Source organism: Novosphingobium resinovorum, from assembly GCF_027922145.1.
GTDB lineage: Bacteria > Pseudomonadota > Alphaproteobacteria > Sphingomonadales > Sphingomonadaceae > Novosphingobium > Novosphingobium resinovorum.
This window is the reverse complement of sequence record NZ_BSFC01000008.1, coordinates 1-24,799: the sequence shown is the minus strand read 5'-3', so window position 1 is coordinate 24,799 and position 24,799 is coordinate 1. Positions and strand designations below refer to the sequence as shown.

The 24,799-nt window shown below is 66.1% G+C and carries 26 protein-coding genes; 11 read left to right on the top strand and 15 right to left on the bottom strand.

Annotation, left to right across the window (positions count from 1 at the left end; genetic code table 11):
• Window positions 1-7: 7 nt before the first annotated feature.
• From PKE80_RS04430 to PKE80_RS04415, 4 genes are all read left to right on the top strand, one after another.
• On the top strand, window positions 8-973 hold the full coding sequence (locus PKE80_RS04430; RefSeq protein WP_271181461.1) for a DUF7064 domain-containing protein: 966 nt from the start codon (window positions 8-10) through the stop codon (window positions 971-973).
• Window positions 970-1,476: a hypothetical protein gene (locus tag PKE80_RS04425; protein ID WP_271181460.1), complete on the top strand. Its 507-nt coding sequence runs from the start codon at window positions 970-972 to the stop codon at window positions 1,474-1,476. The genes PKE80_RS04430 and PKE80_RS04425 overlap by 4 nt, the downstream gene beginning before the upstream one ends.
• Window positions 1,473-2,603, top strand: a complete 1,131-nt coding sequence (locus PKE80_RS04420; protein WP_271181459.1) for a phosphotransferase family protein — start codon at window positions 1,473-1,475, stop codon at window positions 2,601-2,603. Before PKE80_RS04425 ends, PKE80_RS04420 begins: the two co-directional genes overlap by 4 nt.
• Window positions 2,604-2,697: 94 nt before the next feature.
• Window positions 2,698-3,510 carry a tyrosine-protein phosphatase gene (locus tag PKE80_RS04415; protein ID WP_271181458.1) on the top strand — a complete coding sequence of 271 codons (813 nt, stop codon included), beginning with the start codon at window positions 2,698-2,700 and terminating at the stop codon, window positions 3,508-3,510.
• Between the two features lie 124 nt (window positions 3,511-3,634).
• Here PKE80_RS04415 and PKE80_RS04410 read toward each other — a convergent pair whose 3' ends face one another.
• On the bottom strand, window positions 3,635-4,750 hold the full coding sequence (locus PKE80_RS04410; protein ID WP_271181457.1) for an alkane 1-monooxygenase: 1,116 nt from the start codon (window positions 4,748-4,750) through the stop codon (window positions 3,635-3,637).
• A 126-nt stretch (window positions 4,751-4,876) separates the two neighbouring features.
• Between PKE80_RS04410 and PKE80_RS04405 the strand changes: the two genes are divergently transcribed.
• Window positions 4,877-5,620 carry a MerR family transcriptional regulator gene (locus PKE80_RS04405; protein WP_271181456.1) on the top strand — a complete coding sequence of 248 codons (744 nt, stop codon included), beginning with the start codon at window positions 4,877-4,879 and terminating at the stop codon, window positions 5,618-5,620.
• Between the two features lie 125 nt (window positions 5,621-5,745).
• On the opposite strand, the gene PKE80_RS04400 is transcribed toward PKE80_RS04405, so the two are convergent.
• Genes PKE80_RS04400 through PKE80_RS04370 form a run of 7 tightly spaced genes read right to left on the bottom strand, consistent with a single transcriptional unit; the run spans window position 5,746 to window position 12,272 of the window.
• Entirely contained in the window at window positions 5,746-6,354 is a 609-nt protein-coding gene (locus PKE80_RS04400) for a TetR/AcrR family transcriptional regulator (RefSeq protein ID WP_271181455.1), read from the bottom strand.
• A gap of 13 nt (window positions 6,355-6,367) precedes the next feature.
• Window positions 6,368-7,972, bottom strand: coding sequence for a long-chain fatty acid--CoA ligase (locus PKE80_RS04395; RefSeq protein ID WP_271181454.1), 1,605 nt, complete (start codon window positions 7,970-7,972; stop codon window positions 6,368-6,370).
• Window positions 7,969-8,817: an alpha/beta fold hydrolase gene (locus tag PKE80_RS04390; protein ID WP_271181453.1), complete on the bottom strand. Its 849-nt coding sequence runs from the start codon at window positions 8,815-8,817 to the stop codon at window positions 7,969-7,971. The genes PKE80_RS04395 and PKE80_RS04390 overlap by 4 nt, the downstream gene beginning before the upstream one ends.
• A 19-nt stretch (window positions 8,818-8,836) precedes the next feature.
• Entirely contained in the window at window positions 8,837-9,583 is a 747-nt protein-coding gene (locus tag PKE80_RS04385; protein WP_271181452.1) for an SDR family NAD(P)-dependent oxidoreductase, read from the bottom strand.
• Complete coding sequence (locus PKE80_RS04380) at window positions 9,576-10,481, bottom strand: VOC family protein (RefSeq protein WP_271181451.1); 906 nt, start codon at window positions 10,479-10,481, stop codon at window positions 9,576-9,578. Before PKE80_RS04380 ends, PKE80_RS04385 begins: the two co-directional genes overlap by 8 nt.
• 17 nt (window positions 10,482-10,498) lie before the next feature.
• The gene (locus PKE80_RS04375) at window positions 10,499-11,002 is read right to left on the bottom strand and encodes an aromatic-ring-hydroxylating dioxygenase subunit beta (protein WP_271181450.1); all 504 of its coding nucleotides are present in this window, start codon (window positions 11,000-11,002) and stop codon (window positions 10,499-10,501) included.
• Window positions 10,995-12,272, bottom strand: coding sequence for an aromatic ring-hydroxylating oxygenase subunit alpha (locus PKE80_RS04370; protein ID WP_271181449.1), 1,278 nt, complete (start codon window positions 12,270-12,272; stop codon window positions 10,995-10,997). The genes PKE80_RS04375 and PKE80_RS04370 overlap by 8 nt, the downstream gene beginning before the upstream one ends.
• Before the next feature lie 112 nt (window positions 12,273-12,384).
• Here PKE80_RS04370 and PKE80_RS04365 point away from each other — a divergent pair, with 112 nt between their 5' ends.
• Complete coding sequence (locus PKE80_RS04365) at window positions 12,385-13,044, top strand: class II aldolase/adducin family protein (RefSeq protein WP_271181448.1); 660 nt, start codon at window positions 12,385-12,387, stop codon at window positions 13,042-13,044.
• A gap of 13 nt (window positions 13,045-13,057) precedes the next feature.
• Here PKE80_RS04365 and PKE80_RS04360 read toward each other — a convergent pair whose 3' ends face one another.
• A complete protein-coding gene (locus PKE80_RS04360; protein WP_271181447.1) occupies window positions 13,058-13,270 on the bottom strand; it encodes a hypothetical protein in 213 nt (70 codons plus the stop codon).
• On the opposite strand from PKE80_RS04360, the gene PKE80_RS04355 reads away from it, so the two are divergent.
• From PKE80_RS04355 to PKE80_RS04340, 4 genes are all read left to right on the top strand, one after another.
• Window positions 13,269-15,437: a TonB-dependent receptor gene (locus tag PKE80_RS04355; RefSeq protein ID WP_271181446.1), complete on the top strand. Its 2,169-nt coding sequence runs from the start codon at window positions 13,269-13,271 to the stop codon at window positions 15,435-15,437. The genes PKE80_RS04360 and PKE80_RS04355 overlap by 2 nt on opposite strands.
• A gap of 127 nt (window positions 15,438-15,564) precedes the next feature.
• On the top strand, window positions 15,565-16,299 hold the full coding sequence (locus PKE80_RS04350; RefSeq protein ID WP_271181445.1) for a FadR/GntR family transcriptional regulator: 735 nt from the start codon (window positions 15,565-15,567) through the stop codon (window positions 16,297-16,299).
• 22 nt (window positions 16,300-16,321) lie between these two features.
• Window positions 16,322-17,242 (top strand): DUF7064 domain-containing protein, encoded by a 921-nt coding sequence (locus PKE80_RS04345; RefSeq protein WP_271181444.1) that lies wholly within the window; start codon window positions 16,322-16,324, stop codon window positions 17,240-17,242.
• A complete protein-coding gene (locus PKE80_RS04340) occupies window positions 17,239-18,246 on the top strand; it encodes a phosphotransferase family protein (protein WP_271181443.1) in 1,008 nt (335 codons plus the stop codon). Before PKE80_RS04345 ends, PKE80_RS04340 begins: the two co-directional genes overlap by 4 nt.
• A 76-nt stretch (window positions 18,247-18,322) precedes the next feature.
• Here the strand turns inward: PKE80_RS04340 and PKE80_RS04335 are convergent, their stop codons facing one another.
• The 4 genes from PKE80_RS04335 to PKE80_RS04320 all read right to left on the bottom strand — a co-directional run bounded on the left by PKE80_RS04335 (window position 18,323) and on the right by PKE80_RS04320 (window position 22,468).
• Window positions 18,323-19,465: an acyl-CoA dehydrogenase family protein gene (locus PKE80_RS04335; protein WP_271181442.1), complete on the bottom strand. Its 1,143-nt coding sequence runs from the start codon at window positions 19,463-19,465 to the stop codon at window positions 18,323-18,325.
• 243 nt (window positions 19,466-19,708) lie between these two features.
• Window positions 19,709-20,737 carry a 4-hydroxy-2-oxovalerate aldolase gene (gene dmpG / locus PKE80_RS04330; RefSeq protein WP_271181441.1) on the bottom strand — a complete coding sequence of 343 codons (1,029 nt, stop codon included), beginning with the start codon at window positions 20,735-20,737 and terminating at the stop codon, window positions 19,709-19,711.
• Entirely contained in the window at window positions 20,734-21,678 is a 945-nt protein-coding gene (locus tag PKE80_RS04325; protein WP_271181440.1) for an acetaldehyde dehydrogenase (acetylating), read from the bottom strand. The genes dmpG and PKE80_RS04325 overlap by 4 nt, the downstream gene beginning before the upstream one ends.
• A gap of 4 nt (window positions 21,679-21,682) precedes the next feature.
• On the bottom strand, window positions 21,683-22,468 hold the full coding sequence (locus tag PKE80_RS04320) for a 2-keto-4-pentenoate hydratase (protein WP_271181439.1): 786 nt from the start codon (window positions 22,466-22,468) through the stop codon (window positions 21,683-21,685).
• Between the two features lie 87 nt (window positions 22,469-22,555).
• On the opposite strand from PKE80_RS04320, the gene PKE80_RS04315 reads away from it, so the two are divergent.
• A complete protein-coding gene (locus PKE80_RS04315) occupies window positions 22,556-23,314 on the top strand; it encodes an IclR family transcriptional regulator (protein ID WP_309298976.1) in 759 nt (252 codons plus the stop codon).
• A gap of 323 nt (window positions 23,315-23,637) precedes the next feature.
• On the opposite strand, the gene PKE80_RS04310 is transcribed toward PKE80_RS04315, so the two are convergent.
• On the bottom strand, window positions 23,638-24,549 hold the full coding sequence (locus tag PKE80_RS04310) for a histone deacetylase family protein (protein ID WP_271181437.1): 912 nt from the start codon (window positions 24,547-24,549) through the stop codon (window positions 23,638-23,640).
• 68 nt (window positions 24,550-24,617) lie between these two features.
• Window positions 24,618-24,799 (bottom strand): hypothetical protein (locus tag PKE80_RS04305; protein ID WP_271181436.1); only part of this gene is annotated, 182 nt, incomplete at its 5' end.

Genomic DNA, 24,799 nt, shown 5'->3' with positions numbered 1-24,799 from the left:
GAGACGCATGATTACCGATGCGGACACCCGCCTGCACCTTCCCGACGTCAGCCGCGCCGACTGGGCCGAGACCGGATACTTCAACTTCTACATTCCCGAGGCCAACATCTTCGGCTTCATCTACATCGTCCACCGCGCCGGAGTGGGCGCGACGGTGAGCGACATCGAGATCATCGACCGGGCAGGGTTCAGCGCCGACGATGCGGTCTACATCGACCTCATCAACCACAACCCGCTGGTGGATAGGGCCGAGGATTTCCGGCTGGAAACCGGCCTGTCGTTCAAGGCCACCTCGATCCGCGACTACGTGCTCGACTACGATGCGGGCGGCGTGAAGCTGCACATCGAGGCCACCGCGCTGATGGAGCCCTACGACATCCACGACCCCGCAATGGACCCGATGGCCGTGGCGGACGCGGCGGCGGCGGTGGCGAACTCGGGCTTCGGGACGGCCTATTCGGCGCACTTCGACATGACGGTGCGGATGAAGGGCTCGCTCTCGCTGGGCGGGCGGACCCATGCGATCGACTGCGTCTCGACCATGGACCACAGCTGGGGGCCGCGTCCCGAGAACGGCTTCCATCCGATCCTGTGGGCCAATGCCCATTTCGACGATGGGCTGGCGCTCCACGGCATCTTCTCGGTCGATCGCACCGCGCCGGTGGGGCAGCAGCACGTCTTCAAGCACGGCTATGCGCTGGTGGGCGGCGAAGTGCGCGGGGCCAAGGCGGGCTCGGTCCGCACGCACCGGCCGGGGCTGTTCCCCACGACGATGGAGATGACGATCGTCGATCGCGACGACCGCGAACATACCGTCTCGGGCTCCGTGCTGGTCCATCACCCGTGGGTGCCTTACGGCAACAACCTCTCGCCGATCACGATGGCGCGCTGGCACCGCAGCGACGGGGCGATCGGCGTGGGCACGTACCTTGAGGGCTTCCCGCTCAATCGCCTGCGCAGCGATCTGGCATGACGCCTGACATCGACCTCAGGATCGCCTCGATGGTGCGCGCCATGGAGGACGTGGTGCGCCCGGCGATCGATCCGCTCAACAGCCTGGCCGCAGAGCAGGCGGCGCTGATCGTCGGGCACCTGCGCCTGCTGGCGATCCAGTGGAGCAAGGCGGAAAGCTATGCGCGCACCTGCCTTGCCGATCTCGAGGCGACGCTGGAGGGGCTGGCGCCCTCCGGCGGCCCGGCCACCCGCGCCGCCGCCGCCGATCTGGCCGAGGCGCGCGCGCCGGGCGGCGGGGCGGAAGCGCACTACAAGGCGGTGATGCGCGCGACCGACAGCCTCGTGCGCGCCGCCGCGAGGGATGGCGATCCCGCCTTTCGCGAGGCGTTGCACCATGCCGTCCTTGCCTTCAGCACGCGGCAGTCGCTGCGCGATCGTTCGTGGTTCGCCGCCAGCGGTTTCGACCTCAACCCCGCCGAACTGCACAGCATCGCGAACCTGACCATGGAGACCGCCCGGTGATCCTGACCGCCGAAACCACCGATACCTGCGTGGCCATCGAACCTCGCATCTTCGCCATCCTCGAGGAGAAGAAGGCCCGCCGCCTCACCGGGCCCTATATCCCGCGCAGCATCGCGCAGGTCACCGCCTCGCTCGAAAGCCTGTACGGCCCCGGCAGCATCTCGGGCCTGCGGCGCATGGCGGGCGGTGCTTCCAAGGAGCAGTTCGTGTTCGACCACGGCGGCGAGCGCCTCGTCCTGCGCATGGACCCGCTGGAGGGCCTCATCGAGACATGCCGCCGCCGCGAGGATCAGGTGCTGCGTGCGATGCATGGGGTCGTGCCGGTGCCCGAGGTGCGCCATGCCGATATCGACGGCGCCACCTTCGGCCTGCCCGCGCTGGTCACGACGTTCGTGCCCGGCGTCGCCAAGCCGCCGCAGGCCGCCGCCTCCGTATCGGGTCTGCGCACCGATTTCGACGCGCACTGGATCGCGCTGCTGGCGCCCGCCTTCATCGACAACCTCGTGTGCATCCATGGCTTCGACTATCGCGCCGCCGCGCTGCCGGACTTCGCGATGCCGGGCGGAGACCCGCACGAAATGGCGCTGCGGCAGGTCAACTGGTGGGGCAAGGTCTGGGCGGATGACGTCGTCGATGCCTTCCCGATCATGGCGCTGGCCGAATGCTGGCTGCGCGAGAACCTGCCTGCTTGCACCGACCCGGTGCTGGTCCACGGAGACTACCGCACCGGCAATTACCTGTTCGACCCTGCGGGCGGCGAAGTCACCGCCATCCTTGACTGGGAACTGGCGCACGTCGGCGACTTCCACGAGGACCTCGCCTGGAATCTCCAGCCCATTTTTGCCAACCGGGGTGCCGATGGCGAGACGATGACATCGGGCCTGTTCCGGCGGGACGAATTCCTGTCCGCCTACGAAAATGCCTCGGGCCGCACGGTCGATCCGGCCGCGCTGTTCTTCTACGACGTGCTCGCCGCGTGGAAATGCGCGGTGATCGACCTCTCCAGCTGCCTCACCGCCGCGCGCGACGGCAACAACCATCAGGACGCACTGCTCAGCTGGCTGGCGACCTCCGCCCATGTGGTGCTGAGCCACCTGACCGCACTGCTGGAGAAGGGGCGGCACTGACGGGAAATCGTAAATCCATGTACCATTTCGTTGACCCCGAGGCGCCGAAGCTGCCAGAAGGCCCCTCGAAATCCAGCAACGGGATTCTTGCGTGATGACATCGAACAGCCAGCCGGCCACCGGCACCCCCCCGGTTCTTCAGGGCGCGTTTCCGGCGGGCTCGCCCGTCCACAACCTGCGTGACTTCGGCGGCTATGCCACCGCCACCGGCGCCCGGCTCAAGCCCGGGCGCCTGCTGCGTTCGGGCCAGCTCGAAGCGGCGGGGGCGGGGTTCGAGGGCATCCTGTCCGCGCTCGGCGTGGCGACGATCATCGACTTGCGCGCCGGTTCGGAGTGCACGCTCGAAAGGGGCGGGGCCTTCGACGGCTATGCCGGTGCGATCCGCCGGGCGACCGCCCATGACGAAACGATCCCCCACGCCGTCGCCGCGTTCCTGAAGATGACGACGATCGAGGAAGTCGTCGCGCATATGACACGGATCTACCGCATCCTGCCCGACAGCCCGCGCTTTCGCGAATCCATGGGCCATCTGGTGACCGCGCTGGACCAGGACGACGGCGCCACCCTGATCCACTGTTTCGCCGGAAAGGACCGCACCGGGCTGGCGGTCGCGCTGGTGCAAATCGCGCTCGGTGTCCACCGCGACGACGTGTTCCACGACTACCTGCTGACCAACGCCATGGGACCGGAGCGCATCGAGTCCGGGCTCGACGCGCTGCTCGGCAAGGATCGTGCTCGCGGTTCGCAATGGGTGCTGGAAGAAGCCATGTCGGTGCGGCCGGAGTATCTGGAAGCCGGCCTCGCCAAGATCGGCGAGATCAGCGCAAGCCCCGCAGCCTACCTTGAGGCGATGGCGGGGCTTCCATCGGGAGCCATGGACCGGATCGGGCAGCGATTGCAGGCCTGATCCGGAGCGGCGAGGCTGCCACTCAAAGGCCACCTCCCTCGTCATTGCGAGCGCAGCGAAGCAATCCAGGGCGGTTTACGCGGCCCTGAATTGCTTCGCTGCGCTCGCAATGACGAAGGGGGCCTTACGCCGCCGCCATCTGTCCTTCGGCCACGGGCTTGTCCTCGAACCAGTCGGGCCATCCGGCACGGCGGTTCTGTTCGCGTGCCAGTTCGCGCTCGGCGGGAGAGGCCATCTCGTTGTCCCAGCGGCGCAGCGCGGGCATGATGACCTTGTGGTGCCACAAGGGCGGGATCAGCGCCGAGAAGAAGCACACGAACACGCTCGGCATCGGGATCCACTGCCGATCGGGCACCAGTTCGTAGAACGCCGCGAAGCTGTTGGTGTGGTGATCGGCGTGGTTGGTGATCTCGAAGCCCATCACGCGCGAGATCGGCTTCAGATGGTTCCACACATGGCGGCGGTCGATCTGGGTGCCGGGAATCCGGATAAGACCGTAGTGCTGGAAGTAGTTGAAGCTCTCGATCCAGAACCGCGCGCCGATCATCCCGGCCAGCGCCACGGCGTTTGCGCGCCAGCCGCCGATCGCGAACAGGATCGCGTGGAACGCCAGCAGCACCAGCGCCGCGCGGTATACCCGGTGGCCGATCGACCAGCGGCCCTTGCCCATCTTCTCCAGATTGTCGCTTTCCGAGCGCCACGCTTCCTTCGTGCTCTCCACCACCGCGCGCGGGGTGAAGGCGTAGAGGCTGGTGCCGCGCGGCGCGGTGTCGCCGTCGAGCGTGGTGGCGACGTGGATGTGGTGGCCCACCACGTGCGCGATCTCGCGCGTGGCGTCGAGGTAGCAGACCTGGCAGTAGCGCCCGACGAGGCGGCGCAGCTTGCCGCGCTGGTGGTACAGTTCGTGCGTTGCGGGGACCAGCGGGATCACGCTAAGCCACGCGCACGAGGCGATGACGCCCGCATATTCCCACCCGCTCGCGCCGGGATTGCGTGCGGCCCAGTAAGCGGCGGCAAGGTAGATCACCGGACCCAGCAGCGCGCAGAGCCACACGGGGATCTCGACCAGCCCTTCATGCCGGATGCGGCGGGCGCGAAAGTCGTTGGGCAGCACGCTGTCGACAAGGCCGAACGCGGGCAGGCTGGCGATGCCGACCCAGACCCACGGCCCGCCGACGATGAAACTGGCGATCACCGCCACCTGCAACAGCACGCCCAGATAGTAGCGCGAGTAGTCCATGTTCCTCTCCACAGGAATGCTCAATAATTGCGTTATATCTATACGCAAAAAATGCGTTATGGCAATCCGTGAAATTGCATCTCGGTCGGCCAAGACATTCCCGCTTGGAATGCGTATGGAAGGCCCATGAAAATGCGTGATCTGGAAGCCCGTACCGGTGTGAACCGCGAAACCATCCGCGTGCTGTTCCGTGCCGGGCTGCTCCCCGATCCGCACCGTCCGGCGCGCAACGTGGCCGATTACGGCGAGGAGCACGTCCGCGCGATTCTCGCGGTGCGCAAGCTGCAGCAGGATTCGCGCATGACCCTGCCGCAGATCAAGGCGGCGCTCAGCGGGCAGAACGGGTCGACGCAGATCGGTGCCAACGCGCTCGGCCATCTGGAGGAACTGGTGTCCGGCCGCGTCGGCGTGCGCAAGGGCTACCTGTCGCTGGCGACGCTCGCGGAACAGAACCCCAAGGCGCCGGGCGATGCCCGCGCGCTGGCGAAGCTGGAGATCATCGAACTGGCCGAGGGCGAGGACGGCCCGATGATCAGCATCACCGATGCCGAACTGCTTAACATCTGGAGCCGCATGCGCAGCGTCGGCTTCGACGAGGAGCACGGCTTCCCGCCCGACATCCTCGACTACTACGTCAAGGCGTCCGAATTCGTCGCGGCGAACGAGGCGAAGCTGTTCCTCGAACAGGTCGAAGGCCAGATGGGCGAGGATGAGGCTGCGGCGATGCTGGAAGTGGCGCTGCCCTCGATGCTCGATTTCTTCGGCATCCTGCGCCAGCGCGCGTTCCTGCGCATGATCGGCGAGCGCACCCGCGATGGCGCCGGGATCAAGGTGAAGAAGCTGCCCCGCGCGCCTCGCGCGAAGGGCTGAACCTCTTTGTCGTCCCCGTCTTTCGTCGTCCCCGTCTTTCGTCATTGCGAGCGCAGCGAAGCAATCCAGGGCAGTTCAAGGCCGCCCTGGATTGCTTCGCTGCGCTCGCAATGACGACGGTGGGTTCAGCGCCGCGCCAGTCGCTCGGCGATCCACTGCTGCGTCAGGGTTTCCTCCAGCGCATCGGGTTCCGCCCAGAAGCGGCGGATCGAGAAGCCCGAGATCATCGCCGCCGCCGAGCGCACCGCCCCTTGCGCTTCCTCCTCGCTCCAGCCTGCGGCGGCGAGGCGCTTTTTCCAGCCTTCATAGACCGGCGTGCGCAGCCCGCTGACGCTGCCGCGCAGGACGGGGTAGAATTCCGCGTCCTTGGCCGCTTCCATGGTCATGCCGATGGCCACCCAGAAGCGGTCGCTGAAGAAGAACCCGTGCAGGTCGTCCAGCAGCGCGCGCAGCACCGCTTCGGGCGATGCATCGGGCGCGAGGTCGCCGACGCCGCTGTCCTGCTCGGCCAGCGCCAGCGCCTGCTCCACGGCGGCGAGAACCAGCGCGTTCTTGTCCGGGAAGTGGTGCATCAGCGCGCCTTGCGAGACGCCCGCCGCCTGCGCCACGTTGCGCATGCGCAGGGCATTGAAGCCGCCTTGCGCGATCGTCTCGTAAGCCGCAGCGGCGAGGCGGGCGCGCATCGCCTCGCTGCGTTCCGCCTGAGTGCGGCGCGGTTTAGGGGCTGTCGGCAATCGCGGGTCCTCCTCAACAGACAAGGATATCGCGATAGGTGTCGCGGATCACCTTCTTGTCGATCTTGCCCGTAGCGGTCAGCGGCACGCTTGCGAAGATCACGCGGTCGGGCATCCACCATTTCGCCACCCGTGCGGACAGATGATCGAGCACTTGCGCCTCGGACAGCGCGACGCCCTCGTGCGCCTCGACCAGCAGGATCGGGCGTTCCTCCCACTTGGGATGCGGCACCCCGGCGACGGCGGCGACCTTCACGCCGGGGCAGCCTGCGGCGGTGTTCTCCAGGTCGATCGAACTGATCCACTCGCCGCCGGACTTGATGACGTCCTTGGTGCGGTCGGTGATGCGCATGAAGCCGAAGCGGTCGATCGTGGCGATATCGCCAGTATCGAACCAGCCCTGCGCGTCGCAGGCGCTTTCCTCGGTGCGGTAGTAGTGGTCCAGCACCCACGGTCCGCGCACCATCAGCGCGCCGGAGGTCTCGCCATCGTGGGGCAGCGGCGCGCCTTCCGCATCGACGATCTCGATCTCGATCCCGAACAGCATGCGTCCCTGCCGCGTCCAGATCCGTTCGCGCGCGTCCTCCTCGCCAAGCTCGGCGAGGGCGGGGGTGAGCGCGGAGACGACGCCTAGCGGGCTCGTCTCGGTCATGCCCCACATCTGGCGCACCGCGACGCCGCGCCGGTCGAAGGCCACCGCCATGTCGCGCGGCACCGCCGATCCGGCGATGAACACGCGCTCCAGCGTGCCGGTGTCTCCCCCGGTGCGGTCGAGGTGGTCGAGGTACATCGTCCAGATCGTCGGCACCCCGCCGGAGAAGGTGACGCCTTCGCTGCGGACCAGTTCGTCGAGCGAGGCGCCGTCCATGCGGTCGGCGGGGAGCACGAACTTGGCCCCGTTGATGGCCCCTGCGAATGGCAGGCCCCACGCCGTCGCATGGTAGAGCGACTGGCACGGCATCACCACGTCGAAGGCGCTGAACCCCATGCTGCCCGACAGTCCGCCGGCCAGCGCATGCAGCACGGTCGAGCGGTGCGAATAGAGCACGCCCTTGGGATCGCCCGTGGTGCCTGAAGTGTAGCACAGGAAGGCCGCAGCATTTTCATCGAAGCCGGGCCAGTCCAGCGCGTCCGGGTGAGGGGCGATCAGGTCTTCGTAGCTTTCGATGCCCTCGCAGGTCCGGTCGGACAGCACGATCAGGCGTTCGACATGCTCCAGCCGGTCGCGGATGCGCGCGACTGTCGCCGCCATGTTGCGGTCCAGCAGCAGCACGCGGCTGCCCGCGTGGTTGATGGTGTAGACCAGATGCTCGTCGGGCAGGCGCGGGTTGGCGGTGTGCAGCACTGCGCCCATGCCGGGGACCGCGAAGAACAGCTCGAAATGCCGGTGCGTGTTCCACGCCAGCGACGTCACTCGGTCCCCCGAGGCGACGCCCCCAGCGGCCAGCATCCCCGCCGCCTGCGCGGCGCGGCGCAGGCAGGCGGCATAGTCGTAACGCCACAGCGGCTCGTCCACGTTGCGCGAGACGATCTCGCGCGTGGCGTGCGCGCTTGCGGCAAAGCGCAATATGTCGATGATGGCGAGCGGGCGCGCCTGCATCGAGCCGGGTATGGTCATTGCGGGCCTTTCAGGAAGGGTGTCACCAGCGCCACGAAACGTTCGCGCTTCTCGATCTGCGTCCAGTGGCCGCACTGGCCGAACAGGTGCAGTTCGCTGTTGGGGATGAGCTGGTGGAAGCGCTCCGACACGGCATGCGGGACGATCACGTCCTCGCGGCCATGGACGATCAGCACTTCATGCGGCAGGGCGGCCAGCTTGGCCTCGTCGGTGGCGAGGGCTTCCAGCCAGCGCTGGCGCGGCTCGGGGAACAGGCTGGAGAACGCCTCCTGCGCGCCGGGGCGCACGCTGGCCTCGAAGCGGGATCGCACGATCTCGTCCTTCACCAGCGCGGGGTCGAAGGCGAAAGTGGTCATGAGGTCGCGCATTGCCTCGACCGAGGGTTCGTAACCCCAGACCTTGCGCAGGCCCTCCGTCACCTCGAAGTGCACGCCCGCCGCGCCCATCAGCACCAGGCGGCCGACCCGCTCGGGGTGCCGCGTCGCCAGCGCCAGCGCCAGCGCGCCGCCATAGCTGTTGCCGATGAAATGCGCGCGCTCGATGCCCAGCGCGTCCATGAAGCCGGTCAGGTGCGCGATCCAGCGGTCCATGTCGAACCCGGCGATGTCCTCGGGGAAATCGGTGTAGCCGAACCCCAGCGTGTCGGGCGCGTAGCAGCGGAAATGCTGCGCCAGATCGGGGATCACTCCGCGCCAGTTGGCATAGGCGGTAACGCCGGGACCGGAGCCGTGGATGAGGATCAGCGGATCACCTTCACCCGCCACGATATAGTTGGTGCCGATGCCGCCCACGTCGACGCGCTCGCCGATCTCGGGGTTGCTCAAGGTTGCGGAATCCGTGCTCATCATCGTTCTCCCAGAAGGCTTATAGCATGGTGGTGCCGCCGTTGACGCTGATGACCTGTCCGGTCACGAACGCCGCGGCGGGGCTGGCAAGGTGGGCGACCATCGAGGCGACTTCCGCCACGGTGCCGGGGCGGCCCATCGGGATGACCTCGACGACCTTGCGGATGAGATCGGGGTTCACCGCCTCGATCTCGTCGTACTGTTCGGTGCGCACGGCGCAGGGGGCGACGGTGTTGACGGTGATCCCACCTTGCGCGAATTCGCGGGCAAGGCCGGTCGTCAGGCCATGCACGCCGCCTTTTGCTGCATTGTATGCTGCATGGTCGACAAGGCCGTTGCGTACCGAATCCGCGCCGATGTTGACGATGCGCCCGTACCTGGCCTGCTTCATGTGTGGCAGCGCCAGCCAGCACATCCACAGCGCCGACCACAAGTTGCGGTCTAACGTCTCGCGCAAGGTTTCGGGCGTGTGCGCAAGGAACGGCGCGATGATGCCGCCGCCCGCGTTGTTCACCAGAATGTCGATCCGGCCGTGCGTGTCCAGCGCGGTATCGACGAGGGCGCGGGCGACCGCCTCCTGCGCCAGATTGCCGCCGCAGCCGATCCCGCCGAGTTCCCCGGCCAGCGCTTCGGCCACATCGGGCGAGAGATCGGCCACCACCAGCCGCGCGCCGTCCGCCCGCAGCCGCTGCGCGATGGCCCGGCCGATCCCGCGCCCGGCGCCGGTGACCACGGCGACCTGACCCGCCAGCGGTGCGTCAGCCATGGCGGGCGAGCACCGGACTGCCCTTGCCGAAGCGTGGGTCGGGGCGGCCGCCCCAGGTGTCCATGACTTCGGCCTTGTGCTCCAGTTCGCGGGGGCCCCGCGCGCCCTGTTCCTCGAACAGTTCCATGCCGAAGCTGAACTCGGCGCTGTTGCCGTCCGGGTCGAGGAAATAGAGGAACACGCTGGTCGAGGGCAGGTGGCGGCCCGGTCCGAACACGATCGGTACTTCGGCGCGCTTGAGGCGGTTCATGGCCTGGCCGATATCGTCGATGTCCGTCACCATGAAGTTGACGTGGTGCAGCGTGTTGGCACCGGTCGGGCTCTGCAGCAGGGCCAGGCTGTGATGCAGCGGATTGGGCCAGCAGCGCAGCCATTCGGCCATGCCCTCCACCCGGTCCGACACCGCGAAGCCGAGCGTCTCCACCCAGAAATTGTGCGCAGCATTCAGGTCATGAACGTTGATGACGACATGCCCCATCCGCACGATCTTGGTGAGCTGCGAGGCGAGCGGTTCGTCCGTCACCGCCAGCCCGGCGAAGAAGTCGATCTCCATCCCGGTGATCGGATCGGTGAAGCGCAGCGAACGGCGCACCTGCATGCGCGCGCATGTTGCCTCGTCGGCCCAGTGGGGCGAGAGATCGAGGGTTTCGGCGATGGCGTGGGCGCGGTCGAGATCGGACTCGCTTTCCACCTCGAAGCCCACGGCGGCGAGGCCCGCCGGGCCCTGGCCCAGCACGATGTCGTAAGGCTTGTCGCCGCAGCGCAGCCATGCCTCGGTATCGTCGCGACGCGCCAGCGTCAGGCCGACGACGTCGCGGTAGAAGCCGATGCTGCGCTCCAGATCGGGCGCGTGCAGGCGGCAGTAGCCCAGCCGGGCGAAGCGAAGGGGATGGTCCATGGCGTCTCTCCCGCCGGTCAGAGGATGATGCTGATGCGCGCGTGTGGACGCAGCGCTTCCATGTCGAGGACGCACTTCTTGCCCGCGATGCGCAAGGCGCCGTCCCGCTCGACGATCTCGTGGATGTAGTGGCCGACGAAGGCGTCGCTGGTAATGTCCTTGCTGCGGTAGATGATGAACGAGGACCGCGCCCGGATCACCGCGCCGTCGCGGCGGACGCGCACGTTCGAGACGATGTGGCGCACTTTCGATCGCGGGTGCTCGGAATGCGCGCCGATCTTGGAGAGGCGCGAAACCCGCTCGCGCATGCGCACGGCGTCGTCGATGATGTAGAACAGCGAGGTGTCAGGATCGGCGGTATCGCCGTCCACGTCGCTGGGCGGCACATGATACCAGGCGTCCTCGGTATAGAGCGCCAGCCACTCCTTGAGCCGCCAGCTGTCGAGCAGGTCGGCCTCCTCGAACAGCAGGTCTTCCACGCGCAGGCGCAGCATCAGGGTGTCGTCGATCATCTCAGGCATCGGCCATCACTTTCGCCGCCGTGACCCGGCGGTCCCATTCGCGCCAGAAGCAGCGCATCTGCGCCTCGTCGTCGAACGAGGGGGCGTCGGAGCGGATCATGCCCTTGGAGATGTCGTTGTAGAGCGCGTCGCCGGCGGTGGCGTAGCCCTGCTGGCACTTCTCGATCGCTTCCACGTCGTCGGGCGTCGCGAAGCCGCCGGGGCCGAGGAACTCGGTGAAGTTGTAGAGCCGGTACTTGCGCCGCCACTCGCTTTCCTCGCGCGGGGCGAGGGCCCAGGCGTTGATTTCCATGTAATCGGGCGCGGTGGGGAAATAGGTGCGCACGGTGATCGCCATGATGTCGTTCACCACCAGGTTGGGGAAGATCACCATGTTGCGGTTCTTGCGCGCAATACGGTCGGCGCGCGGGGCGCCCACACGGCTGACGAGTTCGGCGTAGACGCCGTCGATCTCGGCCTTTCCTTCCTCGCCCCACAGCGGCACCCAGCTGGCGATCGGGCGGCCCCAGGGCGCGGAATATTCGACGACGGCGTGGCCGTTGCCAAGGTCGAACGCCTCGCCCGCAAGCGGCGTAGCGGAGAGGGCGCCGTTCGCGCTCTTGAGGTATTCGAGGTAGGTCGAGTGGTTGCAGGCGGCGTGGTAGCCGTCGAAGCTGTTTTCCGAGAGCAGCTTCCAGTTGCCGCGAATGGCGTACTCCTGCGTGCCGCCGACGATCTGCATGCCGCTGGCGGAATGCTCGGAGACCAGCTTGAGGTAGTCGCCCGCGCCGGCGAGGTACGTCGCCAGATCCTCGCCGTCGCGGGCGAAGCTGATGAAGAAGAAGTCGCCGAAGCGCTCCATGCGCGGCACGTGGACCATCTGCTTCTGCGGGTCGGTCTTGAAGCCCTCGGGATAGCCCGAGGAGCCGGGCAGCGTCTTGAGGTGCCCGTCCGAACCGAAAGTCCAGCCGTGGTAGAGGCACATGAACGCCGGCGACTTGCCGCTGCGCTCGCGGCATACGGTGGCGCCGCGATGGGGGCAGGCGTTGAACAGCGCGTGGAATTCGCCGTCGCGGTCGCGGGTGAACAGGATCGGGCGCCGCGCCACCTTGCGCGTCACGAAGCTGCCGGGCGCGGGCAGTTCGGATGCGTGGCCGAGGTACAGCCAGCAAGTATCGAATATCGCGGCATATTCCCGTTCGAACACCGCCCGGTCGGTGAAGACCCGGCGCGGCACGAGAAACCTGTTGGACGCCGGATCATCGATGATCCCGGTCGTTATCCTCTCCATGTCGTGTTGACTCCCGTATTGGCCCGGCTACAAGACGAATCAACAAACCGAGCACGTGGTTTGTAAGAAGCGATGAACCCGGGGTCAACACCCGGCAACGCGGGAGAGATCGATGGAGGCGAATGCGCGGCAGGATCTGGTGCGCAAGGCCGCGCGGGCGCTGGGGCGCAGCGGGCTGGCGCATGCCTATGGGCATTGCTCGGCGCGGCTCGATGGAGACAGTTTCCTTGTCTGCGCGGCGATGCCGATGGGGCTGGTTTCGGACGAGCCGGGCGTCGTCGTGCCGATATCGGGGCCTTTGCCGGAAGGCGTGCTGGGCGAAGTGCGCGTGCATCAGGCGATCTATGCGCGGCGCGCCGACGTTGGCGGGATCTGCCGGACGATGCCGCCTGCGCTCATGGCGCTATCCACGCAAGGGATCGTCCCGGCCGCGCGCCACGGCATCGGTGCATACTTCGCGCCGGGCCCCGCCTTGTGGGGCGATCCCCGCCTGCTGCGCGACGATGCGGCGGCGGCGCGCGTCGCCGAGGCGCTGGGCGAGGGGAATGCCATCGTCCTGCGCGGCAATGGCGTCGTCGTTGCGGGGGAGACGCTGGAGCAGGCGGCGGTGTTGAACTGGTTTCTCGAGGACGCCGCCCGCATCGAGCGCGACGTGCGCATGATGGGCTTTGCCCCCGAAAGCGGCCGTCTGAATGCCGAGGAAACGGCCGCACGGCAGGTCTGGTCAGGCGGAGTCGTCGAAAGAATGTGGAACTGGCTAATTTCAATGTAGGCCTCGGAAAAGGTCATAACATTTGCAAAATTCCTTGTTTTTCGATCACACATTGCTGGAAATATTTCGCAATTGATAAACAGCTTGACGATTTTGAATCGGGCTTGATAAATGGTCCAACCAAATCCGGGATGCCGCGACAGACGGTGGCCGGGCGGACCTCAAACAGAGGGAGGAAGAGGATGAACTTGAAGTACAGGACGATTCTGCTTGCCGCATGCGCCATGCCGCAAGTTGCGTTTGCTCAGGATCAGGCGGCGCAGGATACGGCGGCGGACCCTTCGCGCGACATCGTCGTCACCGCGCAGCGCCGTGCCGAACGCCTGCAGGACGTTCCGGCCACGATTTCCGCGCTCGACAGCAAGGCGCTGGTCGCCGCCGGCGTCATGGACATCAGCAACATCGCGCCGCGCGTGCCGGGCTTTTACGCCGGCGGCTTCGGCTCTGCGCGCCCGCAGCTCTACATTCGCGGCATCGGCACGCGCCAGTTCGATCCGGGTTCGGAATCCTCGGTCGGCGTGTTCGTGGACGAGAGTTATCTGGGCCGCACCGGCGGCGTGCTCGGCGCGCTCAAGGACATCGAGCGGGTCGAGGTGCTGAAGGGGCCGCAGGGCACGCTTTACGGTCGCAACACGATCGCGGGCGCCGTCAACGTCATCACCAAGGGGCCGACCGACGACTTCCAGGCCGAGGCCGAGGCAGGCGTCGGCAACTATGACAGCTACAACCTGTTCGGCGCCGTCTCCGGCCCGATCGCAGGCGATGCCATCAAGGGCCGCATTGCGGCGTGGCGTACCAAGCAGCAGGGCTACATCACCAACCTGACGACCGGCAATCACCCGCAGGGCGTCAACAACTGGGGCGGCCGCCTGCGTCTGGCGATCGAGCCGACCTCGACCATCAAGATCGACCTGATCGGCGAGATCGCGCGCGATACCGGCCGCTCGTTCCAGGGCGAAAGCATCGGCAGCACCACCAATCCCTACGGCATCCTGCTGGGCCGCGCCGGTCTGGTGCCGCAGCTTTCGGACGATCCCTACAAGCAGTACTACACCACCGATCCGCTCTATGATCGCAAGATCGATGCCTTCACCGGCAAGATCAACTGGGCGACCGACGTTGGCGATTTCGTCTCGGTCACGTCCTATCGCAAGATGACCTACACCGACGACCGCGATTTCGACAACACCAGCCTCGATGTGATCCGCCAGATCAGCAACGAGGACTCCAAGCAGTTCTCGCAGGAACTGCGCTTCGTCTCGGCCAATGACGGCGCACTGTCGCTGGGCGGGCTGGTAGACTGGATCGTCGGCGTCTACTTCTACAAGGACAAGAGCTACCACGAGGACTTCTTCCGCTACGGCGCGGACAGCGTCGCGGGGGCCGGATCGGTCGACCAGACCTTCGGCCATTATGACACCAAGAGCATCGCCGGGTTCGGTCAGGCGACCTTCAACATCAGCAACGAACTCAAGTTCACCGCCGGTGCGCGCTATACCGAGGATCGCAAGAAGGCGACGCTGGGCGGCCGTACCACGGACACGCTGCCGCTGGTTCGCGCCGACTTCGATCAGGTGAACCCGACCAAGAAGTTCACCTCGTTCGATCCCAAGTTCGTGCTGGCCTACCAGCCCAACCGCGATCTCAACTTCTATGCCAGCTTCAGCAAGGGCTTCAAGTCGGGCGGCTACCAGTACACCCCGCTTACGGCGGCGCAGGCGGCCGAAGTCTTCGATCCCGAGAAGATCAAGGCGTACGAGATCGGTGTGAAGAGCACGTGGCTGAACGGCGCGCTGCAGGCGAATGCGGCGGTCTTCCGCTACGACTATTCGAACCTGCAGGTCTCGCGCGTCACGCAGTTGCCGGACGGATCGACCCCGTCGCTCATCACCAACGCGGGCAAGAGCCGGATCAAGGGCGCCGAACTGGATGTGACGATGGAGCCGATCCGCGATTTCCGCGTGGCGGTGGCTTATGCCTATACCGACGCCAAGTACCTCGATTACTCGACCGGGGCGCTGGACTTCTCGGGCACCACGATGGTGCGTGCGCCCAAGCATTCGGTCAACGTCAGCTCGGACTACACCATCCACACCGGCGGCGACAGCGACCTGACGCTGCACGGCGACGTGGCGATGCTCAGCGACTTCTTCCACGAACCGGGACAGGGCGAACTTGCCTATGGCACGACGATCCCGTTCACCTCGGAAGACGGCTATGTGCTGAGCAACGCGCGGGTGACCTTCCGCACCGGCCAGTGGCGCCTGAGCGCATGGGTGCAGAACGCCTTCGACGTGAACTATCGCCGCACGGTGCTGGCGCTGCCGGGGCAGGTCATCAGCATCTACGGCCAGCCGCGCACTTACGGCCTGACGCTGGGCTGGGCGATGTAGCATGGGGGCGGCCCGGCAGGCATGGGGTGGAGACTGTGGCGCAGGGATCGAACCCTCGCGCCCGGTCCCGGCCTGCCGGGCGACCGTCCAACGAACGCGGCACCTGCGAAGCAAGGCGGGCAGTCCCATGACGATGCATGCCGAAGGGAGCGCCGCGGGCGGGCGACGGATATTCGAACGGGTCCGCGACGCCATCCTGGACGAGATCGGCGCCCAGCGCCTCAATCCGGGTGACCGGCTACCCAGCGAACGCGCCCTGGCCGAAGCCTTTCATGTCGGCCGCCATGCGGTGCGCGAGGCGTTGCGGACGCTGGAAATGTCCGGCGTGCTGCGCTTCGCCAAAGGCGTTAACGGCGGCGCTTTCGTGCGCGAGCGTAGCGGCGAGGGGGTCGGCCAGTCGATCCGCGACATGATCGTGCTGGGCCGCATGCCGCTGGAAGACCTGATGGCAGTGCGCGTCAATCTGCTGATGCAGGCTGCCGAACTGGCCGCGCAGCGCGCCGATGACGAGGATTTCGCCGCCTTCGACGCCAATATCGCCGAAACCGTGCGCTGCCTGGAAGTGGGCGATCCGCTGGCGACGATCGATCCGCTGGTGGAGTTCAACCAGGTGCTGGGCCGGGCCTCGCACAATCTCGTGCTGTCGATGCTGATCGATTCCGTAGCCGAGATCGTCGCCGACGTGCTGCGCGTCTACCGCCTGACCAGCGAGATCGAACTGGTCGCCCCGCGGCGGGCCGTCGTCGCCGCGCTGCGGGCGCGCGACGCGGCCGAGGCCGCGCGTATCCTCACGGCGCATTATGCGCAGACCACCCGCTATGTCCTTTCCCGCGTAAACTGCGCAGCGAAGCCGGACGCCTGAGCGAGCCCACGAAGGAGATTTCATGTCGCGCTTTTCCCCCCGCGATCATCTGCGCCACCCCGCCGACGACAGCGGCCGCATGCGGGATTCCCTGTTCTGGCAGACGATCCTGCCCGAGCAGAAGCTCGGTTTTCAGGCCTATCTCTACTTGACCAGCGCCGGGAAGGCGGGCTTCAACGTGGTGCTCTGGGGGGAGGAGAAGCGGCCGTTGCTGCTCGAACTCGTCAATGGCGAGATACCTGCGGGGATGGACCTCGACGCGCTGTCGTTCGAGGGGCTGGAACTGCGCAAGACCGGCTTCGGAGAGCCGGCCAGGGTCAGCTATCGCAGCGAGCGCGTGGAACTGGATTTCACCTTCACCGGCAGCCATCCGCCCTTCAGCTATCATGACAATCCCGATGGGTTGCCCGCATGGTTCGCGCTCAACCGCTACGAGCAGACCGGGCGGATCGAGGGCAGCATCCGCACGGGCGGGCGCACGATCGACCTTTCGGGCATGGCGCACCGCGATCACAGCTGGGGCAACCGCAACTGGGGCGTGCCGCAGCACTGGAAGTGGCTGTGCGCCTATACGCCCGATGGCAGCCGCATGATAAACGGCTGGATCTGGATCGCGCGCGGCGAGCTGGGCTGCGCGGGCTATGTCGTGCGCGACGGGGCGCTGACGCCGATCGCCACGATCCGCCAGCACGGCACCTATCGTGACGACATGAGCCAGGACACCCTGCGTGCCGAGATTGTCGATACCTCCGGGGAAACCTGCCTGCTCGAACTGCAGCGCTTCGGCCTCGTCAAGCTGCCGACCAAGGACAAGTTCGGCACGCTCATCCAGGAAGCCGCCTGTACCGGGTCGATCGACGGCGCGGTAGCGGCGGGGCAGTACGAGACGCATTGGCAGCAGGCCTATCTCGACCATCTGGTGGAAAGCGGAGCGACCCGTTGAGCTGGAGTTTCGATGCGCCCACGCGCGAGCGCCTGCATGCCTTCCTGCGCGAGCATGACCTTGCCGACGAAGAACCCCGCATCGCGCCGATCGGCGACGGGCACAGCAACCTGACGTTCCGCCTCGACACGGGCGGGCGGGGCATGGTGCTGCGCCGCCCGCCGCCGCCGCCGTTCCCACCGGGCAGCAACGACGTGCTGCGCGAGGCGGGCTTCCTGCGCATCGTCGGGCCGCACGGCGTCCCCGTCCCAGGCGTACTGGCAACGGCCGAGGCGGGCGCGGTCTTCGACGTGCCGTTCTACATCATGGACATGGTGGACGGCGTGGTCGTCACCGAGACGCTTCCGGCCGCCTTTACCGGCGAGAGTGTCGGCGAGGGCATGGCGGGGCAACTGGTCTCGGCGATGGCGCAGCTTCACGGCATCGACTGGAGCGCCACCCCGCTTGCCGGGAAGGCCAGGCCGGAAGCCTTCAACGCGCGCCACCTGCGGATATTCGCGCGCATGCTGGATGACGGGCGCGAGGAGCCGTCCCCGGCGTTCCGCGAAGTCGCGGCATGGCTGGAGGGCAGGGCGCCCGAGCCTTCCGGCGCGGCGATCATCCACAACGACATGCGCCTCGGCAATGTCATGTGGAGCGGCGAGGGGGTGCCCCGGCTCGTCGCCATCCTCGACTGGGAACTGGCGACCGTCGGCGATCCGCTGCTGGACCTTGCCTATCTCGCCTGCTCGCTCCCACGGGAAGGGGCGTGCCATACGCCGGTGCAGGATCTGGCGGCTGCGCTGCTGGAAGCCGGTTGCCCCGAGCCGCAAACGGTGATCGCGCGCTACTTTGCGCAGACCGGGGGCGAGGCGATCGATATCCGCTGGTATCAGGCCATGGTGAACTTCAAGCTGGCGGCGCTCTATCGCTATTCGCGCCTCGCGGGGCACGATTCCTACTTCGCCGATCCCACGCACGAGGCGCGCTTCCTTGCCGAAGCGGCGCATTACTGCCGGGATTGAACCACCCTTCGTCATTGCTTCGATGCGCTCGCAATGACGATTTGAGGTCAAGTCATCGCGCTCCGAATTTGGCCGCTCACAGGGAGCGGCCGACCAGTTCGCGCATGATCTCGCTCGACCCGCCGTAGATCCGGCGCACGCGCGCATCGCGCCAGATGCGGGCGATCGGGTACTCGTTCATGTATCCGGCGCCGCCATGCAGTTGCAGCGCCGCGTCGCAGGCCAGCCACTGCATCTCGGTGTGCCAGTACTTCGACGCCGCCGCTTCCTCGGCCGTCAGTTCGCCGCGCACATGGCGCGCGATCGCCCAGTCGAGATGAGCCCAGCCGACCTGCAGCTTGGCCTTGATGTCGGCGAGGGTGAAGCGGGTGTTCTGGAAATCGATGATTGCCTTGCCGAAGGCCTTGCGCTCACGCGTGAAGGCCACCGCCTCGTCATAGGCGCGCTGCGCGGCGGTCTGCGCGGTGATGGAGATCGACAGACGCTCCTGCGCCAGTTCGCTGACGAGGTAGATGAACCCCCGGTTCTCCTGCCCGATGAGATTGCTGGCGGGCACGCGCACGTCGTTGAAGAACAGTTCGGAGGTATCCGCCATCCACTGCCCGACCTTGTCGAGATTGCGCCCGCGCTCGAACCCGGCGCGATCCGCTTCGACCAGGATCAGCGAGGTGCCCTTGGCGCCCAGTTCCGGCTCGGTCTTGCATACCGTGATGATGACGTCGGCATTCTGCCCGTTGGTGATGAAGGTCTTGGAGCCGTTGATGACGTATTCGTCGCCGTCACGCCGCGCCGTGGTGCGCACGCCCTGCAGGTCCGAGCCTGCGCCCGGTTCGGTCATCGCGATTGCGGACACTGTCTCGCCCGACAGCATGCCCGGCAGCCAGCGCGCGTTGAGTTCGTCCGATGCGTAGTGCAGCAGGTAGGGCATCGTGATGTCGGACTGCAGCGTCACGCTGTCCGACATCATCGCATAAGTCAGTTCCTCGTTGAGGATGGCATTGAACCGGAAGTCGAGCCCAAGACCGCCGAACTCCTCCGGAATTCCGGGGCACAGGAACCCGGCCTCGCCCATCTTTAGCCAGAAGTCGCGGGCGACCTTTCCGGCGTCCTCGAACTCCTCCACCCGGGGCGAGAATTCGCGCTCGACGAAGCGGCGCACGGTCTGGCGAAACAGCCGGAGGTCTTCGTCGAAAAGGTGGCTGGCATCGCGTTCCAACATGGCATCATCCCTTTTTCGCGGCGATCGTGCGTCACCCCGTCACCCTTCGGGTTAGCCCATGAAATCGCATATTGTAAACCTGTGAACTTTATGCGAGATTGAAATCGTCGGACCTCACATCCACGGGATGCGCATCGCCTCCGCAGGCGATGCCTGTCTTCCGGTTCGACCGGACCGCCTCAGGCGGTCTCTCTCCTATGACTCTAAAGACCTGGTCCACTGAAAACGGACCAGGTCTTCTTTTCACTGCGCCGATGGTGCCCGCGCGAGGTCGAGCGCGATATCGACGATCATGTCCTCCTGCCCGCCGACCATCTTGCGACGCCCGGCCTCGACAAGAATGGCGCGGGTGTCGACGCCGTGATCGGCGCTGGCTTTTTCCGCATGGCGCAGGAAGCTGGAGTAGACCCCGGCATAGCCGAGCGTCAGCGTCTCGCGATCGACGCGCACGGGGCGGTCCTGCAAAGGGCGAACCAGATCCTCTGCCGCGTCCATCAGCGCGTAGAGATCGCAGCCGTGGTCCCAGCCGTTGCGGTCCGCAGCGGCGATGAACACTTCGAGCGGAGCATTGCCCGCCCCCGCGCCCATCCCCGCCAGCGAGGCATCGACGCGCACCGCGCCGTTCTGCACAGCGACGATGGAGTTCGCCACTCCGAGCGAGAGGTTGTGGTGCGCATGCACGCCGCGCTGCGTTTCCGGCTTGAGCACCCGGTCGTAAGCCTGCAGCCGCGCCGCGTAGTCGTCCATGTTCATGGCGCCGCCGCTGTCGGTGACGTAGACGCAGTGGGCGCCGTATTGCTCCATCAGGAGCGCCTGCCGGGCCAGTACTTCCGGCTCTGCCATATGGCTCATCATCAGGAAGCCGGACACGTCCATATCGAGGCCGCGTGCCGCCTCGATATGCTGGCGCGAAACGTCCGCCTCGGTGCAGTGCGTCGCGATGCGGACCGAGCGGACGCCAAGGCTGTGCGCCTGTTTGAGGTCATGGACCGTGCCGATCCCCGGCAGCAGCAGCGTCGTCAGCACCGCGCTTTCCAGCACTTCTGCCACCGCTTCCAGCCATTCCCAGTCGGTATGCGCGCCGAACCCGTAGTTGAACGAGGACCCGCTGAGCCCGTCGCCGTGCGCCACTTCGATCGCATCCACCCCGGCACGGTCGAGGGCGCGCGCGATCGACCGGACGTGGTCGAGGCCGTACTGGTGACGGATCGCGTGCATCCCGTCGCGCAGGGTGACGTCCTGGATATAGAGCTTTGGCTTGGCGGGGGTCACAGGGCGGCCTCCTTCATGGCGATCCGCTCGGCCGTGCGCAGGGCCGCCGAGGTCATGATATCGAGGTTGCCGGCATAAGCGGGCAGGTAATGCGCCGCGCCCTCCACCTCGAGGAAGACGGAAACCTTGAGGCCGGTGAATTCGGTCCGGCCGGTCGATGCCATTTCGGGAATGCGCAAGGGGCGGTTGGAGCCGATGCTTTCGAACTGGACCGCTTGCTTCAGGCGGTAGCCGGGGACGTATTCCTGGACCTGCGCGACCATGGCGGCGATGCTTTCGGCGATCGCCTCGCGGTCCGCGTCCTCGCACAGGCACAGCACTGTGTCGCGCATGATGAGCGGCGGTTCCGCGGGGTTGAGCACGATGATCGCCTTGCCCCGCTTGGCGCCGCCGATCTCGACGATGGCGCGGCTGGTCGTCTCGGTAAACTCGTCGATGTTGGCACGCGTGCCCGGACCTGCGCTTTTCGAGGCGATGGAGGCAACGATCTCGGCATAGTGCACAGGCGCTACGCGGTTGATGGCGTGGACGATAGGGATCGTCGCCTGTCCGCCGCAAGTCACCATGTTGACGTTGGCGGCATCGAGATGCGCTGCGCCGTTGACCGGCGGCACCACGAAAGGCCCTATCGCGGCGGGGGTGAGATCGACCACGCGCTTGCCGTGCTCGCGCAGGACGGCGTCGTGCCGCTCGTGCGCGCCTGCGGACGTGGCGTCGAAGACGATGCCGATCTCGTCGAAGCCGGGCAGGGCAAGCAGCCCGTCGATCCCCGCGCTGCTGGTGGCGATGCCCATGCGCTCGGCGCGGGCAAGGCCGTCCGAGGACGGATCGACGCCGATCATCGCGGCCACCTCGAGCGTCTTCGAGAGCCGCATGATCTTCATCATCAGGTCGGTGCCGATGTTCCCCGAGCCGATGATCGCGACCTTGGTTCTGCTCATGGCGTCATTCTCCGCCGAAGCTGAAAGCGCATTCGCCGATCCCGCCGACCACGGCGCGCACCTGATCGCCCGGCGAGAGAGGCACCATCGGCCCCAGCGCGCCGGTAAGTAGTATGTCGCCCGCCTTGAGGGGATCGCCCCGTGCCGCCAGCGTGCGTGCCAGCCAGGCGGCCGCTTCGAGCGGATGGCCGAGGGCGGCTGCGCCAGCGCCGATCGAAGCGATCGCGCCGTTCACCGTCATCACCATGCCGCAACTCCACAAGTCACGCCCGGCGATCGGAACGCCTTCCTCTGCGATCACGAAGAAGGCGGACGATCCATTGTCCGCCACGGTATCGGCAAAGGTGATCTTCCAGTCGGCGATGCGGGAATCGACGATCTCGATCGCGGCGTGAACCGAGCCCGTCGCCGCGCCCACCTGCGCGGCGGTGGTCGTGTCTTCCGGCAGGTCGCGTGCCAGCACGAGCGCGATCTCGGCTTCGGCCTTCGGCTGGATCGTCCGGGAAGCCGCGAGAAGTCCGCCGTCGGCGATGCGCATGTCATCGAACAGGACGCCGAAATCCGGTTGATCGACGCCGAGCTGAACCTGCACGGCCTTTGCCGTTAGGCCCGCCTTCCTGCCGACGATGCGGCGGCCCTGTGCCTGCCAGTGACGGGTGTTGATCTCCTGCACGGCATAGGCGCCCGCCGCATCCACCGGCTCAAGGCCATCCCTCAGTGGTGGTACGGCGCCCGCGACGTAAGCGTCGCGCAGCCTTTTCGCCAGGCTCTCGTGCGGTGTTTCGGTCATTACCGATGGTCTCCCTCTCGCTTGCCGTCGAGCATAGATGCGCGGCATGACTTGCGCCAGTTGGCTAGCAGGTTTACTTCTCACAATATGAGAAATAGAATGCCGCGCCTTTCATCTTTCGAGAGGGCGACGGACTTGTTGGAGGCGGTCCTGACCGATGGCGGGCGCAGCCGCGCCTCATCGCTTGCGGGCAGTCTCAATGTCCCGGTGGCAACCATACACCGGCATCTTGCCACGTTGCGTGACGCAGGGCTGCTGACGCCGGTTGGAGGCGGGCGTCATGTTGCCGGCCCGCGAATGCTCGCCTTCGCGGGCCGGATCAACGTGCCGGAGGTGCTGTCCGGTATCGGCCGCCAATTGTTGCCCGACTTCGCGAGGCGTTTGGGCTGCGTCGTGCAACTGGGCACCCTCGACGGCGATATGGTGACGTACCGCGTCAAGGTGGGCGGCGATCTGTTCACGAAAGTAGGGATGCAGTTGGAGGCCTATTGCTCCGCGATCGGCAAGGTCCTGCTGGCGCATCTGCCGGATGGAGAGCAGGCCCGCTATCTGGAGGCCGGTCCATTCGTCCAACTGACTACGCATACGATCACCGAGCCTCGTGCGCTTGCGCGGGAGTTCGTGGCAGTGCGCCGGCTGGGCTATGCCTGCGATCGTGAAGAGATCAGCGAAGGGCTGGCATGCATCGCGGTTCCGCTGCGCGATGCGAAGGGCGCTGTCGTCGCCGCGCTTTCTGCCTCACGGGCGATCGAACCAAGCCATTCGGGGGACTTGGAAGCAGCGCTGCCGTTGCTGGAAGAGGCGCGAGGCGTGTTGGAGCAACGGGCCTTCGGCTGCTCCACGTAGACGGATTTGCAATGATCTGGAATTTTGGCCCGTTCTTTTAGCTGGGCAGCGAAGAGGTGTGATCAAACGTAAGGTCTCTGGGATGCTGATAGATCAAGTGTTTACTAGCGATATCTAAGCAGGTATTTTCAGATACTTGAAACGCTTAAGCTCGACCGCCCGCGATCGAAATAGGGGCAGACGGGCATCCTGCTTAGGCGGCCGATGTTCCGCAAAGGCCGTAAGACCTGCACCTGAATTCTCAATCCCAAGGAGATCGAAAAGCTGGGCGAGCGCATCGACGCCGAGAGTGAGGCGGGCCTAGTAAGGTAAGCCCTGCGCAATCAGGCGGCATTTCGCGCGCTGATCGTGTTGAACAGGGTGAGGATCGTGCGGGCGTGCCGCATGGCTACGGCTTCGCGATCTGTGCCATAGCCACCGCCCAGCGTGCTCGCCAATGGAATGGCGCGCCGCATCGCCTCTGCCGCCACAAATCGATCGCGGTCCGCTAGGCCCTCGTCGGTCATGGACAGCCGGCCAAGCTTGTCTTCCGCATGGGCATCGACGCCTGCCTGCAGCAGGATCAGTTCAGGCATGAAATGATCGAGGACGTTGGGCAGCGCTCCGGCCAGCGCTTTCAGATAGTCCGCATCGCCCGTTGCATCGGGTAGTCCGATATCCAGCGACGAGCGCGCCTTGCGTGTGGGAAAGTTCTTCTCGGCATGAATGGACAGCGTGAAGATGTCGCTGCGTCCTGCGGTGAGGGCGGCAGTACCGTCCCCCTGATGTACGTCGAGATCGAGTATCAGGATGCGTGAGACGTTACCGTCCTCGATCAGCCTGTTGGCGGCAAGCGCCAGATCGTTGAACACACAATAGCCCGCGCCGGTATCGGCCAGGGCGTGGTGGCTGCCACCGGCGGAATTTGCCGCATATCCATGCCGCAGCGCCAGTTTCGCCGCGAGCCATGTTCCTCCGGGGGAAAGCTGCGATCGCCGGGATATCCGCTCATCGATCGCAAAACCGATCCGGCGTTGCTTGGCCGCCGGGACGGAACAACTGATGACTTCATCGACATAGGCAGGGTCGTGGACTGCCTCGAGCCATTCTCGTGGCATGATTTCGGGCGCATGTATGGTCATCGGCACACCCGTTTCGCCCAGTGCACGCATGACCAGCGCATACTTGTCATGCGGGAAAGTGCCCATGCGCTCGGTTTCGACCACGTAACCGGGATGATGGACGATATGCAGCATGGCCTTGCAGGTAGAGCGCCTTGATACACAGGTCGAGCAGCATTGTCGGCGGCGCTGACCAGACGATTTTAGCTCGGGAAGCTCGGCCGGGGAATGCGCGAGTCGGCCCCTTTGAGACGCTCAGCGATCCAATGTCGGTCCCGAGGTGCGGTCCGTCCGCTATTGCGGCAGTTCGCGACCACTTTGAGCCATTCATCGTTAGCGTCCGCGCTCGTGGTGTAATTTCCGGTGTAGATTGAGGCGATCGCAT

What these genes read in the sequence shown, in the direction of transcription:
- PKE80_RS04430 (WP_271181461.1), top strand. Translation starts at nt 8, where the DNA reads ATGATTACCGATGCGGACACCCGCCTGCACCTTCCCGACGTCAGCCGC.
- PKE80_RS04425 (WP_271181460.1), top strand. Translation starts at nt 970, where the DNA reads ATGACGCCTGACATCGACCTCAGGATCGCCTCGATGGTGCGCGCCATG.
- PKE80_RS04390 (WP_271181453.1), bottom strand. Translation starts at nt 8,817, where the DNA reads ATGAGCACGGATTCCGCAACCTTGAGCAACCCCGAGATCGGCGAGCGC.
- PKE80_RS04355 (WP_271181446.1), top strand. Translation starts at nt 13,269, where the DNA reads ATGCCGCAAGTTGCGTTTGCTCAGGATCAGGCGGCGCAGGATACGGCG.
- PKE80_RS04415 (WP_271181458.1), top strand. Translation starts at nt 2,698, where the DNA reads ATGACATCGAACAGCCAGCCGGCCACCGGCACCCCCCCGGTTCTTCAG.
- PKE80_RS04345 (WP_271181444.1), top strand. Translation starts at nt 16,322, where the DNA reads ATGTCGCGCTTTTCCCCCCGCGATCATCTGCGCCACCCCGCCGACGAC.
- PKE80_RS04405 (WP_271181456.1), top strand. Translation starts at nt 4,877, where the DNA reads ATGAAAATGCGTGATCTGGAAGCCCGTACCGGTGTGAACCGCGAAACC.
- PKE80_RS04410 (WP_271181457.1), bottom strand. Translation starts at nt 4,750, where the DNA reads ATGGACTACTCGCGCTACTATCTGGGCGTGCTGTTGCAGGTGGCGGTG.
- PKE80_RS04370 (WP_271181449.1), bottom strand. Translation starts at nt 12,272, where the DNA reads ATGGAGAGGATAACGACCGGGATCATCGATGATCCGGCGTCCAACAGG.
- PKE80_RS04350 (WP_271181445.1), top strand. Translation starts at nt 15,565, where the DNA reads ATGACGATGCATGCCGAAGGGAGCGCCGCGGGCGGGCGACGGATATTC.
- PKE80_RS04380 (WP_271181451.1), bottom strand. Translation starts at nt 10,481, where the DNA reads ATGGACCATCCCCTTCGCTTCGCCCGGCTGGGCTACTGCCGCCTGCAC.
- PKE80_RS04315 (WP_309298976.1), top strand. Translation starts at nt 22,556, where the DNA reads ATGAGAAATAGAATGCCGCGCCTTTCATCTTTCGAGAGGGCGACGGAC.
- PKE80_RS04375 (WP_271181450.1), bottom strand. Translation starts at nt 11,002, where the DNA reads ATGCCTGAGATGATCGACGACACCCTGATGCTGCGCCTGCGCGTGGAA.
- PKE80_RS04335 (WP_271181442.1), bottom strand. Translation starts at nt 19,465, where the DNA reads ATGTTGGAACGCGATGCCAGCCACCTTTTCGACGAAGACCTCCGGCTG.
- PKE80_RS04325 (WP_271181440.1), bottom strand. Translation starts at nt 21,678, where the DNA reads ATGAGCAGAACCAAGGTCGCGATCATCGGCTCGGGGAACATCGGCACC.
- PKE80_RS04395 (WP_271181454.1), bottom strand. Translation starts at nt 7,972, where the DNA reads ATGACCATACCCGGCTCGATGCAGGCGCGCCCGCTCGCCATCATCGAC.
- PKE80_RS04310 (WP_271181437.1), bottom strand. Translation starts at nt 24,549, where the DNA reads ATGCTGCATATCGTCCATCATCCCGGTTACGTGGTCGAAACCGAGCGC.
- PKE80_RS04360 (WP_271181447.1), bottom strand. Translation starts at nt 13,270, where the DNA reads ATGGCGCATGCGGCAAGCAGAATCGTCCTGTACTTCAAGTTCATCCTC.
- PKE80_RS04320 (WP_271181439.1), bottom strand. Translation starts at nt 22,468, where the DNA reads ATGACCGAAACACCGCACGAGAGCCTGGCGAAAAGGCTGCGCGACGCT.
- PKE80_RS04385 (WP_271181452.1), bottom strand. Translation starts at nt 9,583, where the DNA reads ATGGCTGACGCACCGCTGGCGGGTCAGGTCGCCGTGGTCACCGGCGCC.
- PKE80_RS04365 (WP_271181448.1), top strand. Translation starts at nt 12,385, where the DNA reads ATGGAGGCGAATGCGCGGCAGGATCTGGTGCGCAAGGCCGCGCGGGCG.